This is a genomic window from Ornithinicoccus halotolerans (assembly GCF_009602535.1).
GTDB lineage: Bacteria > Actinomycetota > Actinomycetes > Actinomycetales > Dermatophilaceae > Ornithinicoccus > Ornithinicoccus halotolerans.
In genome coordinates this window covers 17043-30317 of the sequence record NZ_WIQI01000026.1, presented here as the reverse complement: position 1 = coordinate 30317, position 13275 = coordinate 17043, and the positions used below count along the sequence as shown (strand labels likewise).

Here is a 13275-nt window from a genome sequence, read left to right as displayed (position 1 = left end):
CAGCGGCGCCCGGCGGCCGGCCAGGTCCGCCGGTAGCGGAAGCCGCCGCCGCTGACCGGGCGCGCCGCTACCGGGGTGCCTGCGAGCCGGGGGCGTGCAGCATCGGCAGGTGCGGGATCCCGTCCTCCAGGTAGTCCGGCCCGCAACGCACGAAGCCGAACCGGCCGTACCAGCCCTCCAGGTGGGCCTGCGCGCCGATCCGCACCGGCCGGTGCCCCGCTCGCCGCAGCCCCTCCCGGACGAGCGCGGCGGCGTACCCGCGGCCGCGGTGCCCCGGGGCGGTGGCGACCCGGCCGATGACCATCTCCCCGGTGCCCGGCGCACCCGCCAGCAACCGAACGGTCGCGACCGGGCGCCCGCCGGCCTCGACCCACAGGTGCTCGGCGGTGGGCTCGGTGTCCCGGCCGTCCAGCTCGGGGTAGGGGCACTCCTGCTCGACGACGAACACGTCGACCCGCAGCCGCAGCAGCCCGTACAGCAGGTGCGGCGCCAGGTCGGCGAACCGGGCGACGTGGACGACCGGCTCTCCCGGTGGCTGGGCGCTGCTGCTCATCACCGGCCAGGGTACGGGGGCCAGGGCCGGCCCCGGCACGTCGGTGGCGTTGCCGGTGGCGGCGTCGGTGCCCACCCGTACGCTGGCCGGGTGAGCACGGAGCCGGTGGACGCGCTGCGACGGATCGCCTTCCTGCTGGAGCGCAGCCGCGCCTCCACCTACCGGGTCAAGGCCTACCGGGCCGCCGCCTCGGCGCTGCTGGCGGTCCCCGAGGCGGAGGTGCGCGAGCGGGTCGCGGCCGGCACGCTGCGCGAGCTGCCGGGCGTCGGCTCCTCCACCGCGACCGTCATCGAGCAGGCCGTCGCGGGACGGGTGCCGGACAAGCTGGCCGAGCTGGAGGAGAGCGCGGGCGGGCCGCTCGTCGAGGGCGGCCAGTCGGTGCGGTCCGCGCTGCGGGGCGACCTGCACAGCCACTCGGACTGGTCCGACGGCGGGTCTCCGATCGAGGAGATGGTGGCCACCGCCATGGAGCTGGGCCACGAGTACCTGGCGCTCACCGACCACTCCCCCCGGCTCACCGTCGCCAACGGCCTCTCCCCCGCCCGGCTGGCGCGGCAGCTACGGGTCGTGGACGCCGTGAACACCTCGCTGGGGGACGGCTTCCGGCTGCTCAAGGGCATCGAGGTGGACATCCTCGACGACGGCAGCCTCGACCAGGACCCGTCCCTGCTCGACCAGCTCGACGTCCGGGTCGCGTCGGTGCACTCCAAGCTACGCATGGACGCCCCGGCGATGACCCGGCGGATGGTCGCCGCGGTCCGGCTGCCGCACACCAACGTGCTCGGACACTGCACCGGCCGGCTCATCACCGGCGACCGCGGGACCCGCCCGCAGAGCGAGTTCGACGCCGAGGCGGTCTTCGCCGCCTGCGCCGAGAGCGGCACCGCCGTGGAGATCAACTCCCGCCCCGAGCGCACCGACCCACCGGACGACCTGCTCCGGGTCGCGGTCGAGGCCGGCTGCCTGTTCGCGCTCGACACCGATGCCCACGCCCCCGGCCAGCTGGACTTCCAGGCCTACGGCGCCGAGCGGGCCGAGCGGCTCGAGGTGCCGGTCGAGCGGATCGTGAACAGCTGGCCGCTGCCGGAGCTGCTGGCGTGGGCCAACCCGTAGCGGCCCGCCGGACCTGCCCTTCCCGGGCCGCGAGCGGCCACTTTGGAGATTCGCCCGCGCTCACGTATGCTCTCCAACTGTCCTCGACGGATCCGAGCTGCTGCTTGGCGGCGGGGGGCCGGAGGACAGGTCCCCATCGTCTAGCGGCCTAGGACCCCGCCCTTTCACGGCGGTAACACGGGTTCGAATCCCGTTGGGGATGCACGGTGTCGCCATGGCGGCGGCACTGGCACAGGCCTACACCAAGGCCCCGTGGCGCAGTTGGTTAGCGCGCCGCCCTGTCACGGCGGAGGTCGCGGGTTCGAGTCCCGTCGGGGTCGCAGGAGAGCGAGGGTCGCCGCCCAGCACGCGTGGTTGGCGGCGGCCCTTTCTTCTCCCGGCCAGGTAGCTCAGTTGGTACGAGCGTCCGACTGAAAATCGGAAGGTCGGCGGTTCGACCCCGCCCCTGGCCACCACCGGAACCGTCGCCGGCAGCCGTGGCACAGGGGGTCACAGCTGCCGGCGACGGCGTCTCAGGAGGGGTCCGTCAGCAGGTCGCGGCAACGCGGTTGCGTCACAGGCCGCGGCACTGCCCCTCCTTGTTGCCGGCGACACGGTTGCCGGACCCAGTGGGCCTCGGCTTGTTCGCCTTGCACTGCAGGTTGCCGTCGACGACATTGCGGATCACGTACTTCCGGCCGGCCCGGCCGTTGCTGAACAGCTGGATGTCGCCGTCGACGACATTGCGCCGCAGGTTGATCCGTGCCCCGTTCTCGAGCTGGATGTTGCCTTCCACCCGGCCGTCGACGACGGCCACCCGCTGGAAGCCGGCGGCCTGGATGTCGCCGTCGACCCGAGCGGCGACGGCGCGCAGGACCGCGTTGCGGTTGACCTTCACGTTGCCCTCCACGCGGGTGCCCTTCAGCACGCACGTGGCCCCCGCGGGGACCTTGATGTTGTCGTCCACCCGGACCTTGCCGATCGTGCCTCGGCACACCCGGTCGTCCGCCTGCGCCGGGGCGGCGACGCCCAGGGTGGTGACAAGGACTGCCGCGGCAGCAATCGCGCTCAGCTGTCGTCTCATGGTCCGTTCCTCTCCTGGAGGCCGCTGCCTCCGCCCGGCCCCGGACCGTACCGGGGCTCGGACCCGACGCTAGAGCCGTCCCATGAGGTCACCGTGAGGCGACGATGAGGGTTCTCTCAGCCTTCGTTCACCCGGGCGTCACCGGACGGGTCACCGTGGCCGGTCGCGTGCCGGATCAGTGCGTGCAGGGCGACCAGGCCGTCGCGGGAGAGCACCGACTCCGCATGGCCCTGCACCGTGGCCAGGCCAGGGGCGCGCATCGCCACGACCGCGTCGTGGGCGGGATCCACCGACAGCTGCAGCGGGACCGGCTGGCCGGCCGGGCCTTCCGGCAGCACCGCCTCGCCCGGCCGGGCGACGAAGGTGTTGTAGAAGCCGATCCGCGCCGCCCGCCCGAACAGGTCCACCGGCAGCTGCACCCCCTGGTGCGGCCGGGAGAGCTTGGCCAGCGGCAGCCCCGCGAGCCCGGCCACGACCTGGTGGCTCAGGCACACCGCGACCATCGGGGCGCCGGTCCGCAGCCGCGCGAGCGCCAGTGCCCGCAGCCGCGCCATCCGCGGGTCGTCCTCGTCGGCCGGGTCCCCCGGCCCGGGGCCGAGCAGCAGCAGGTGGGCGCCGCCGAGGTCGTGGTCGGTGACCCGGTCCCAGCGCACCACCCGCGCCTGCATGCCGAAGTGGCGCACCTGGTGGGCCAGCATCCGGGTCCAGGCGTCCTCGGCGTCCACGACCAGGACCGAGCGACCGACCAGGTCCGGGTCCGGGCGCACCTCCTGCGGGGAGAGCCAGAACGGGGAGAGCGACTCGTTGCGCGCCGCGAGCGCCTCGGCGACTCCTGGCAGGTCCGCCAGCGTGGGCACGTCCCGCACCTCCCGCCGCGGCCGCAGCCCGAGGGCCGCGAGCATCCCGGACGCCTTCGCGGTGGTCTCGGCGACCTCGGAGACGGGGTCGGAGTGCCGCACCAGCGTCGCGCCCGCGCTGACGGTGACGGCGCCGGCGTGGTCCAGGTGGGCGGTACGGATCAGGATGGGCGCGTCCAGGTGCTCCTCCCCGTCAGCGTCCCGCTCCAGCATCGCCAGCACCCCGGCGTAGTAGCCGCGTCCCTCCCGCTCGTGCCGGGCGATGACGGTGCAGGCGTTCTCCATCGGCGAGCCGGTGACGGTGGGGGCGAACATGGTGGCCCGCAGCACGTCCCGCGGGTCGGCGTCGGAGCGGCCGTCGAGCAGGTACTCGGTGTGGGTCAGGTGGGCCATCTGCTTCAGCAGCGGGCCGGTGATCCGCCCGCCGTCGGTGCAGATCTGGGCCATCATCTTCATCTCCTCGTCGACCACCATGAAGAGCTCCTCGGTCTCCTTGGTGTCGGCGATGAAGCGGCGGAAGGACGGCTCCAGCTCGGCCCGGTCCGCGGGGTGGCGGAAGGTGCCCGAGATGGGGTTCATCCGCACCCGCCCGTCGCGCACGCTCACGTGCCGCTCGGGGGTGGCGCCCACGAGGGTGTGGCCGGGGGTGTGCACCGCGAACGTCCAGTAGGCGCCGCGCTCGTCGGTCAGCAGCCTGCGCAACCAGCTGAGCGCGGCCCGGGCCGGCGCCGTCTCGGTGCGGGCGCGCACGTCGCGGCGGATCACGAAGTTGGCGCCCTCCCCCTCACCGATCTCCTCCTCGATGACCCGGGCGACGATGGCGGCGTAGTCCTCGTCGGAGACGCTGAACGTCTCGTCGGTGACCTCGACCCGGTCCTGCGGGAGGGCGGCCAGCAGGTCGGCCACCGGCAGTCGCTGGTAGCGGCTGGCCACCAGCACCCGCAGCGGCGTCCCGTCGTCGTGGGCGTCGTAGCCGCGCTCGGCGACCTGCCGGAACGGCACCATGGCCAGCACCGGCCGGTCCTGCTCGGCCGGGGGCAGGTCGGCCAGCTGCTCGACGTCCCGCACCTCCCCGAGCAGGACCTCGACCTGCGGCTCAGCACCCTCCCGCGGCGGCTCGCCGGCCGCGGCGACGGGCTCGTTCTCCCCCTGGCGCCACAGCAGCGCCCAGGCCTGACCGCTGGGGTCGTCCAGGAGCTGCTGCAGGGGGGTGCGCATAGGACGATCCTGCCACCCGCTGCCCCGGTGCCCGCGCCCGGCCGGGCCGGCCCCGGACACACGTCACCGGCGCGCCGCCAGCGGAGCAGCGACGCGCCGGTGACGCCGGGGTCAGTAGGTGACTGCCCCGATGGAGGCGGACCGCACCAGCCGGGTGTACTTGTTGAGAACCCCCTGCCGGGCGCGGTCCGGTGGGGGCGGCGCCGACCAACCCTGGCGCCGCCGGTCCAGCTCGGAGTCCTCGACCAGCAGGTCGAGGGTGCCCTCCGAGACGTTCAGCTCGATGATGTCGCCGTCCTCGACGAGGGCGATCGGTCCGCCGTCGGTGGCCTCCGGGGCGACGTGGCCGACGCACAGCCCGGTGGTGCCGCCGGAGAACCGGCCGTCGGTGACCAGGAGCACGTCCTTGCCCAGGCCGGCGCCCTTGATGGCGCCGGTGATGGCCAGCATCTCCCGCATCCCGGGACCGCCGCGCGGTCCTTCGTAGCGGATGACCACGACATCGCCGGCGGTGATGGTGCCGTCCTCCAGCGCCGCCATCGCCGGCTGCTCCCGGTCGAAGACCCGGGCGGTCCCTCGGAAGACCTCGGAGTCGAAGCCGGCGGACTTCACGACCGCGCCGTCGGGCGCCAGCGACCCCTGCAGGATCGTCAGCCCGCCGGTGGCGTGGATGGGGTCGGACAGCTGCCGCAGCACGGTGCCGTCCAGCTGCGGCGGGGACAGCTCGGCCAGGTTCTCGGCCATGGTGCGCCCGGTGACGGTGAGCACGTCCCCGTGCAGCAGCCCCGCGTCCAGCAGCGCCTGCATGACGACCGGGATCCCGCCGATCCGGTCCACGTCGGTCATCACGTGGCGCCCGAACGGCTTCACGTCGGCCAGGTGCGGGACCTTCGCGCCGATCCGGCGGAAGTCGTCCAGGCTCAGCTCGACCTCGGCCTCGTGGGCGATGGCCAGCAGGTGCAGCACCGCGTTGGTGGAGCCACCGAAGGCCATCACCACGGCGATGGCGTTCTCGAACGCCTCCCGCGTCATGATCTGCCGCGCGGTGATGCCCTGCTGCAGCATCCGCACCACGGTCTCCCCGGAGCGGCGGGCGATGCCGTCCCGGCGCCGGTCGGTGGCCGGTGGGGCCGCCGAGCCCGGCAACGCCATCCCGATCGCCTCGGCGACCGCGGCCATGGTGTTGGCGGTGTACATGCCGCCGCAGGCGCCCTCGCCCGGGCAGATCGCCCGCTCGATGGCGTCGACGTCCTCCCGGCTCATCAGGCCGCGCGCGCAGGCGCCGACCGCCTCGAACGCGTCGATGATGGTCACCTCGCGCTCGGAGCCGTCCGACATCCGGGCGATCCCGGGCAGGATCGACCCGGCGTAGACGAACACCGAGGCCAGGTCCAGCCGGGCGGCGGCCATGAGCATCGCCGGCAGCGACTTGTCGCAGCCGGCCAGCAGCACCGAGCCGTCCATCCGCTCGGCCTGCATGACGGTCTCCACCGAGTCGGCGATGACCTCCCGGGACACCAGCGAGTAGTGCATGCCCTCGTGGCCCATCGAGATGCCGTCGGAGACCGAGATGGTGCCGAACTCCAGCGGGTAGCCGCCCGCGGCGTGCACCCCGTCCTTGACCGCCCCGGCCAGCCGCTCCAGCGACAGGTTGCAGGGGGTGATCTCGTTCCACGAGCTGCCCACGCCCACCTGCGGCTTGGCCCAGTCCTCGTCGCCCATCCCCACGGCCCGGAGCATGCCGCGCGCGGCGGCACGCTCCAGGCCGTCGGTGACGTCGCGGCTACGGGGCTTGGGGTCGACCCCCGTGCTGGGCCTGGTGCCGGCGTCGGTGCTCATCGGGCGGCGGTCCCCTCGGTGTAGTCGCCGGAGTCGTGGCTCTTCACCCACGCCATCATGTCGCGCAGCCCGCGGCCGACCTGCTCGATCGAGTGCTGCTCGCCCTCGGCCCGCAGCCGGCGGAACTCGGGGGCGCCGGCGTCCTGGTCGTCGATGAACCGCTGGGCGAAGGCGCCGTTGCGCACGTCCTCCAGCACCGCCTGCATGTTCTCCTTGACGTGGTCGTCGACCACCCGCGGGCCGGAGACGTAGTCGCCGTACTCGGCGGTGTCGGACACCGACCAGCGCTGCTTGGCGATCCCGCCCTCGTACATCAGGTCCACGATCAGCTTCAGCTCGTGCAGGCACTCGAAGTAGGCCACCTCGGGCTGGTAGCCGGCCTCGGTGAGGGTCTCGAAGCCCTTCATGATCAGCTGTGACACGCCGCCGCACAGCACCGCCTGCTCGCCGAACAGGTCGGTCTCGGTCTCCTCGGTGAAGGTGGTCTTGATGCCACCGGCGCGCAGCCCGCCGACCGCCGAGGCGTAGGACAGCGCCAGGTCCCAGGCGCCACCGGAGGCGTCCTGCTCCACGGCCACCAGCACCGGGACACCGCGGCCGTCGACGTACTCCCGGCGTACCAGGTGGCCGGGGCCCTTGGGGGCGACCATGCAGACGTCGACACCGTCAGGCGGGGTGATGTAGCCGAACCGGATGTTGAAGCCGTGGCTGAAGAACAGCGCGTTGCCGGGCTGCAGGTGCGGCTCGATGCTCTCGGTGTAGAGGGTGCGCTGGGTGTGGTCAGGGGTGAGCACCATGACCACGTCGGCCTCCTGGGCCGCCTCCGCGGGGGTGACCACCCGCAGCCCCTCGGCCTCGGCCTTGCCGCGCGACCGGGAGGTCTCCGGGAGGCCGACGCGGACGTCGACGCCGGAGTCCCGCAGCGACAGGGCGTGGGCGTGGCCCTGGCTGCCGTATCCGATGACGGCCACCTTGCGGCCCTGGATCAGGCCGAGGTCGGCGTCGTCGTCGTAGTAGAGGGTGGCCATCAGTGGGTCTCTCCTTGTGGGTCGGGGATGGGGGTTGGTGCGGGTGGTGAGTGGAGGGGGCGAGTGCGGGTGGTCCGGTCGGGTCAGCCCCAAGCGGCGGCCATGGCGCCGACCGGGCGCGGGCCGTTGTCGTTGATCGCCCAGAGCCGCTCGCGGATGGCGGCCGCGTCGTCCAGCTCCTCGATGTGGATCACCTCGATCAGCTTGTCCAGCTGGTTGGTGACCTTGTGCAGCTGCTCGGTCCCGACGTTGACGACGATGGTCATCCGGGAGACCTTCGGGTCCTCGGTGGGACCGACGACCAGGTGGTCGATGTTGAAGCTGCGGCGGGCGAACAGGACCGAGACCCGGGCCAGGACGCCGGGGTTGTTCTCGACCAGGACGGACAGTGCGTGTCGGCTCATGGTGGTGCCCTTTCGGGTAGCGGCGCGCTCGGCCGCGGCGATGGGTGCGGTGGTCATGGTGGCGGGTCTGGTGCTCGGTGGGGTGGCGGCGGCGGTGGTCACTCGTCCTCCAGGAAGGTGGGCTTGAGGTCGCGGGCGTACTGGATCGCGTCGTTGCTGGTGCCGGCGGGGACCATGGGCCAGACCATGGCGTCCTTGTGGACCTGGAAGTCGACGACGACGGGTCGGTCGTTGACGGCCATGGCGGCCTCGACGGTGGCGTCCACGTCCTCGGGCCGGTCGCACCGCAGGCCCAGGCAGCCGTAGGCCTCGGCGAGGGTGACGAAGTCGGGCACCTGCATCGAGGGCAGCCCGGAGTGGCTGTAGCGCTCGCTGAAGAACAGCGCCTGCCACTGCCGGACCATCCCGAGGGCGGCGTTGTTGATGATGGCCACCTTGATGGGGATGCCCTCGACGGCGCAGGTGGCCAGCTCCTGGTTGGTCATCTGGAAGCAGCCGTCACCGTCGATGGCCCACACCGTGGCCTCCGGGCGGGCGACCTTGGCGCCCATCGCGGCGGGCACGGCGTAGCCCATGGTGCCCAGGCCACCGGAGTTGAGCCAGGTGCGCGGGTGCTCGTAGCTCACGAAGTGGCTGGCCCACATCTGGTGCTGCCCGACCCCGGCGACGTAGACCGAGTCCGGGCCGCTGCCGCTGATCGCGTTGATCCGCTCGATCACGTACTGCGGGGCCAGCGAGCCGTCGGCCGGCGTCTCGTAGCCCAGCGGGTACCGGGCCTTGGTGCGGGTGCAGAAGCCGACCCACTCCTCGTAGTCGCCGGCGGCACCGGAGCGGGTGCGATCGGTCAGCTCGGCGACCAGCTGCCCGATGGTCTCCCGGGCGTCGCCCACCAGCGCGACGTCGGCCGCCCGGTTCTTCCCGATCTCGGCCGGGTCGATGTCGGCGTGGATGACCCGGGCGTGCGGGGCGAAGGAGTCCAGCTTGCCGGTGACCCGGTCGTCGAACCGGGCGCCCAGGCTGATGATCAGGTCGCTCTTCTGCAGCGCCCCGACGGCCGCGACGGTGCCGTGCATGCCCGGCATGCCCATGTGCTGTGGGTGGCTGTCGGGGAAGGCCCCGCGGGCCATCAGCGTGGTCACCACCGGGATCCCGGACAGTTCGGCCAGCGACCGCAGCTCCCTGTCCGCCCCGGCGCGGACGACGCCGCCGCCGACGTAGAGCACCGGGCGCCGGGCCTGCAGCATCAGCGAGACCGCGTCGCGGACCGCCTCCGGGCGGGGAGCCGTCACCGGCCGGTAGCCCGGCAGCGCCAGGTCGGTCAGCGTGGCCGGGTCGACCGCGCTCACCAGGGCGTCCTTGCTGACGTCGACCAGCACCGGGCCGGGCCGGCCGCTGCTGGCGATGTGGAAGGCACTGGCCAGGGTGGGGGCGATCTGGTCGGGGTCGGTGACCAGGAAGCTGTGCTTGGTGACCGGCATCGTGATGCTGCGGATGTCGGCCTCCTGGAAGGCGTCCGAGCCGATCGAGCTGCTGGGCACGTTCCCCGTGATCGCCACCATCGGCACCGAGTCCATGTTGGCGTCCGCCAGCGGGGTGACCAGGTTGGTCGCGCCCGGCCCGGAGGTGGCCATGCAGACCCCGACCCGACCGGTGGCCGAGGCGTAGCCCTGGGCGGCGTGGCCGGCGCCCTGCTCGTGACGCACCAGGATGTGGCGGATCCGGCTGGACTGGTACAGCGCGTCGTACAGCGGCAGCACGGCCCCGCCCGGCAGGCCGAAGATGTCGCTGACCCCGATCCGCTCGAGGGTCGCCACGAGCGCCTCGGCCCCGTTGGCTGGGGCGGCGGCGGGCGCCGCCGGGTCGGCAGCGCTCCCGGTGACGGGCGGGGTCTGCGTGGGCTGGGCTGTCATGGCGGTGGGTCCTTCGGTGGTGGCGGGCGAGCGGTGTCCGAGCAACAAAAAACCCCTCGGCCCGGCGGGCAAACGAGGGGAGGACGCGTCGTCGGTCGGTGGCTACCGCGTGACGCGTCCTGAGCTAATAAGTACGAGGGCGAACTGCATGTGTCCTAGCCAAGCCCACCCGGCAGTGGCTGTCAAGGGCTGAGCGCCAGTGAACCGGGTCACATCCGATGTTTCCGGTCCCCTCCCGGCTCCGGCCGTCCCGCCCGAGGGGTCCCTCGCGTGCCATCGTGGCGCCATGCCCGCCGCGCTGCCGACCCTCATCGTGATCGGCGCCATGAAGTGCGCCACCAGCGCCATGCACGAGCACCTCGACGGGCACCCCGAGGTGAGCATGTCGCGGCCCAAGGAGCTGAACTTCTTCAACGGCCCGGACCGGCCCCCGCACGACGACGAGGACCGGTGGTGGCTCACCGGGCAGTGGCACCGGGGCGTGGCCTGGTACGCCCGGCAGTTCGACGGGACCGCCCCGGCGCGCGGGGAGTCCTCGCCGGCCTACACCGCCCCCACCAGCCCCGAGGTGCCGGCCCGGATGGCCGCGGTGGTGCCCGGCGCCCGGCTGCTCTACCTGGTGCGCGACCCCGTGGAGCGGGCGGTCTCGCAGTACCTGCACCACCACCGCGAGGGTGACGAGCGCCGCCCGATCCGGGAGGCGCTGCTGGACCCCCGCAGCCAGTACCTGGCGCGCAGCCGCTACCACGAGCGGGTCGCGCCGTTCCTAACGTGGTTCCGGCGCGAGCAGCTCCACGTCGTGGTGCAGGAGCGGCTGCTGCGGGACCCGGACGCCGTGATGCCGGCGGTCTACCGCCACGTCGGGGTGGACCCGCACTGGCGGGGTCCGCAGCACGGCCGCCGGTTCCACACCGCCGACGCCGACCTGGAGGTCGACGGCCGGCTGCGCACCGAGGTGGCCCGGCAGGTGGCCGACGACGTCCAGCGGCTGCGCGAGCTGGTCGGGGACGAGCTGCCGGAGTGGCGCACCTGACGCCCCGCCCTCGCCTTCGCGCCGCGGCGGCCGACCGGCATACTGGCGCCCATGGCCGATCACTTTGACGTCGTTGTCCTCGGTGCCGGGCCCGGTGGGTACGTCGCCGCGATCCGCGCGGCTCAGCTGGGCAAGCAGGTCGCCGTCGTGGAGGAGAAGTACTGGGGCGGGGTGTGCCTCAACGTCGGCTGCATCCCCTCCAAGGCGCTGCTGCGCAACGCCGAGCTCTCCCACCTGCTGACCAAGGAGAAGGACAAGTTCGGCATCGAGGGCGAGGCCACCATGGCCTACGGCCCCACGCATGCCCGGTCCCGCAAGGTGTCCGACGGCATCGTCAAGGGCGTGCACTTCCTGATGAAGAAGAACAAGATCACCGAGGTGCACGGCTGGGGCACCATCACGTCCCCGACGTCGATGACGGTCGCCGGCGACGACGGCGAGCGCGAGCTCACCTTCGACAACCTCATCATCGCCACCGGCGCGACCACCAAGCTGGTGCCGGGCACCAGCCTGTCGGAGCGGGTGGTGACCTACGAGGAGCAGATCCTCAGCGACGAGCTGCCCGGGAGCATCGTCATCGCCGGTTCGGGCGCGATCGGCGTGGAGTTCGCCTACGTCATGGCCAACTTCGGCGTCGACGTCACCATCGTGGAGTTCCTGGACCGGATGGTCCCGACCGAGGACCCGGAGGTCTCCAAGGAGCTGGCCCGCCACTACAAGCGGCTGGGCGTGAACGTCATGACCTCCACCAAGGTCGAGGAGATCGACGACTCCGGCGAGAAGGTCACGGTCACCGTCTCCCCGGCGGGCGGCGGCGACTCCCAGGTCATCGAGACCGACAAGGTGCTGCAGGCGACCGGCTTCGCCCCGCGGCTGGAGGGCTACGGTCTGGAGAACCTCGACGTCCGCACCACCGACCGCCGCGGCATCGAGGTGGACGGCCGGGGCCGCACCTCGGTCGACGGGGTCTACGCCATCGGTGACGTCACCGGCAAGCTGATGCTGGCGCACACCGCCGAGGCGATGGGCGTGGTCGCGGCCGAGACGATCGCCGGCGCGGAGACCATGGAGATCGAGTTCGACTTCATCCCCCGCGCCACCTACTGCCAGCCCCAGATCGCCTCCTTCGGCTACACCGAGGACCAGGCCAAGGAGAAGGGCTACGACGTCAAGACCGCGAAGTTCCCGTTCACCGCCAACGGCAAGGCGATGGGCCTCGGAGACACCTCGGGCTTCGTCAAGGTGGTGGCCGACGCCGAGCACAACGAGATCATCGGCGCCCACCTCATCGGCCCGGACGTCACCGAGCTGCTGCCGGTGCTCACGCTGGCCCAGCGCTGGGACCTGAGCGCCGACGAGGTGGCCCGCAACATCTTCGCCCACCCGACCCTCGGCGAGTCGGTCAAGGAGGCCATCGAGGGCATCGCCGGGCACATGATCAACCTCTGACCCGGCCGGCCGCCGCTACTGCCCGCGCAGCCAGGCGTCGAGGGTGGTGCTGTCCCGCTCGGCGCTCGGCCCGGGGAGCAGCCCGCCCTCGGCGATCGCGCGGCGCACCTGCCGGGGCGCCGGGAACGGCACCTCGACCAGCAGCCGGCGGTCCCGGCGCGCCGTCAGCACCGCGGTGACCAGGGAGCGCAGCGACAGCTCGGCGGGCCCGGCCAGCTCCACCCGCGCGGCGGTCGCGCCGTGGTCCGGCGGGCCGGTCTCGGCGAGGTCGACCAGCCGGGCCGCCACGGCGCGCACGGCCACCGGCTGCAGCCGGGGCATCCGCGGCGCGAGCACCACCGGCCCCCGGCCGGTCAGCTGCAGCATCGTGTCGGCGAACTCGAACCACTGCGTGGTGCGCAGCACGGTCACCGGCAGCGGGCCGGCGAGCGCCTCCTGCTCCTGCACCCGCTTGGCCCGGTAGTAGGGCAGCTTGCCCACGCCCGGACGGTCCACGCCGACGATCGAGACGAGCACGTGGTGGCCGACCCCGGCCTCCGCACCGACCCGCTGCAGCGTGCGGGCGGCCGCGGTGAGTGCCCGCTCGGCCACGCCGCGGCGCTGGGACTGCCGGTTCGTGACGTCGACGACCGCCTCCACCCCCGCGAGCGCCTTCGCCAGCCCGCGGCCGCTCGCCGCGTCGATCCCGAGGCTACGAGCGATGGGGACCACCTCGTGGCCCCGCGAGCGCGCCAGTTCCTGCACGTGCCGCCCCGCCGTCCCCGTCGCGCCCACGACCGCCAGCCGCATCCGTTCACTGTGGCACGCC

Annotated in this window: 11 protein-coding genes and 3 tRNA genes; 6 read left to right on the top strand and 8 right to left on the bottom strand. The window is 73.0% G+C overall.

Annotation, left to right across the window (positions count from 1 at the left end; genetic code table 11):
• Positions 1 to 67 precede the first annotated feature (67 nt).
• A complete protein-coding gene (locus tag GFJ45_RS07085; protein WP_153395590.1) occupies positions 68 to 553 on the bottom strand; it encodes a GNAT family N-acetyltransferase in 486 nt (161 codons plus the stop codon).
• 90 nt (positions 554 to 643) lie between these two features.
• Here GFJ45_RS07085 and GFJ45_RS07080 point away from each other — a divergent pair, with 90 nt between their 5' ends.
• From GFJ45_RS07080 to GFJ45_RS07065, 4 genes are all read left to right on the top strand, one after another.
• Positions 644 to 1666 (top strand): PHP domain-containing protein, encoded by a 1023-nt coding sequence (locus tag GFJ45_RS07080; protein WP_153395588.1) that lies wholly within the window; start codon positions 644 to 646, stop codon positions 1664 to 1666.
• Between the two features lie 129 nt (positions 1667 to 1795).
• Positions 1796 to 1868 (top strand) — tRNA-Glu (locus GFJ45_RS07075).
• Between the two features lie 44 nt (positions 1869 to 1912).
• Positions 1913 to 1986, top strand: a tRNA-Asp gene (locus GFJ45_RS07070).
• A 58-nt stretch (positions 1987 to 2044) separates the two neighbouring features.
• Positions 2045 to 2121 (top strand) — tRNA-Phe (locus GFJ45_RS07065).
• A 98-nt stretch (positions 2122 to 2219) separates the two neighbouring features.
• Here the strand turns inward: GFJ45_RS07065 and GFJ45_RS07060 are convergent.
• From GFJ45_RS07060 to GFJ45_RS07035, 6 genes are all read right to left on the bottom strand, one after another.
• The gene (locus GFJ45_RS07060) at positions 2220 to 2729 is read right to left on the bottom strand and encodes a polymer-forming cytoskeletal protein (protein WP_153395586.1); all 510 of its coding nucleotides are present in this window, start codon (positions 2727 to 2729) and stop codon (positions 2220 to 2222) included.
• Positions 2730 to 2845: 116 nt separating this feature from the next.
• The gene (locus tag GFJ45_RS07055) at positions 2846 to 4804 is read right to left on the bottom strand and encodes a chorismate-binding protein (protein ID WP_153395584.1); all 1959 of its coding nucleotides are present in this window, start codon (positions 4802 to 4804) and stop codon (positions 2846 to 2848) included.
• 111 nt (positions 4805 to 4915) lie between these two features.
• Entirely contained in the window at positions 4916 to 6643 is a 1728-nt protein-coding gene (gene ilvD, locus GFJ45_RS07050) for a dihydroxy-acid dehydratase (RefSeq protein ID WP_153395582.1), read from the bottom strand.
• Positions 6640 to 7671 (bottom strand): ketol-acid reductoisomerase, encoded by a 1032-nt coding sequence (gene ilvC, locus GFJ45_RS07045; RefSeq protein WP_194288554.1) that lies wholly within the window; start codon positions 7669 to 7671, stop codon positions 6640 to 6642. The genes ilvD and ilvC overlap by 4 nt, the downstream gene beginning before the upstream one ends.
• 83 nt (positions 7672 to 7754) lie before the next feature.
• Positions 7755 to 8132 carry an acetolactate synthase small subunit gene (gene ilvN / locus GFJ45_RS07040; protein ID WP_323368718.1) on the bottom strand — a complete coding sequence of 126 codons (378 nt, stop codon included), beginning with the start codon at positions 8130 to 8132 and terminating at the stop codon, positions 7755 to 7757.
• Positions 8133 to 8173: 41 nt separating this feature from the next.
• A complete protein-coding gene (locus GFJ45_RS07035) occupies positions 8174 to 9985 on the bottom strand; it encodes an acetolactate synthase large subunit (protein ID WP_153395580.1) in 1812 nt (603 codons plus the stop codon).
• A gap of 286 nt (positions 9986 to 10271) precedes the next feature.
• On the opposite strand from GFJ45_RS07035, the gene GFJ45_RS07030 reads away from it, so the two are divergent.
• Entirely contained in the window at positions 10272 to 11018 is a 747-nt protein-coding gene (locus GFJ45_RS07030; RefSeq protein WP_153395578.1) for a sulfotransferase family protein, read from the top strand.
• A 51-nt stretch (positions 11019 to 11069) separates the two neighbouring features.
• The gene (gene lpdA / locus GFJ45_RS07025; RefSeq protein WP_153395576.1) at positions 11070 to 12467 is read left to right on the top strand and encodes a dihydrolipoyl dehydrogenase; all 1398 of its coding nucleotides are present in this window, start codon (positions 11070 to 11072) and stop codon (positions 12465 to 12467) included.
• A gap of 15 nt (positions 12468 to 12482) precedes the next feature.
• Here the strand turns inward: lpdA and GFJ45_RS07020 are convergent, their stop codons facing one another.
• Positions 12483 to 13256 (bottom strand): SDR family oxidoreductase, encoded by a 774-nt coding sequence (locus GFJ45_RS07020; RefSeq protein WP_194288553.1) that lies wholly within the window; start codon positions 13254 to 13256, stop codon positions 12483 to 12485.
• Positions 13257 to 13275: the final 19 nt, after the last annotated feature.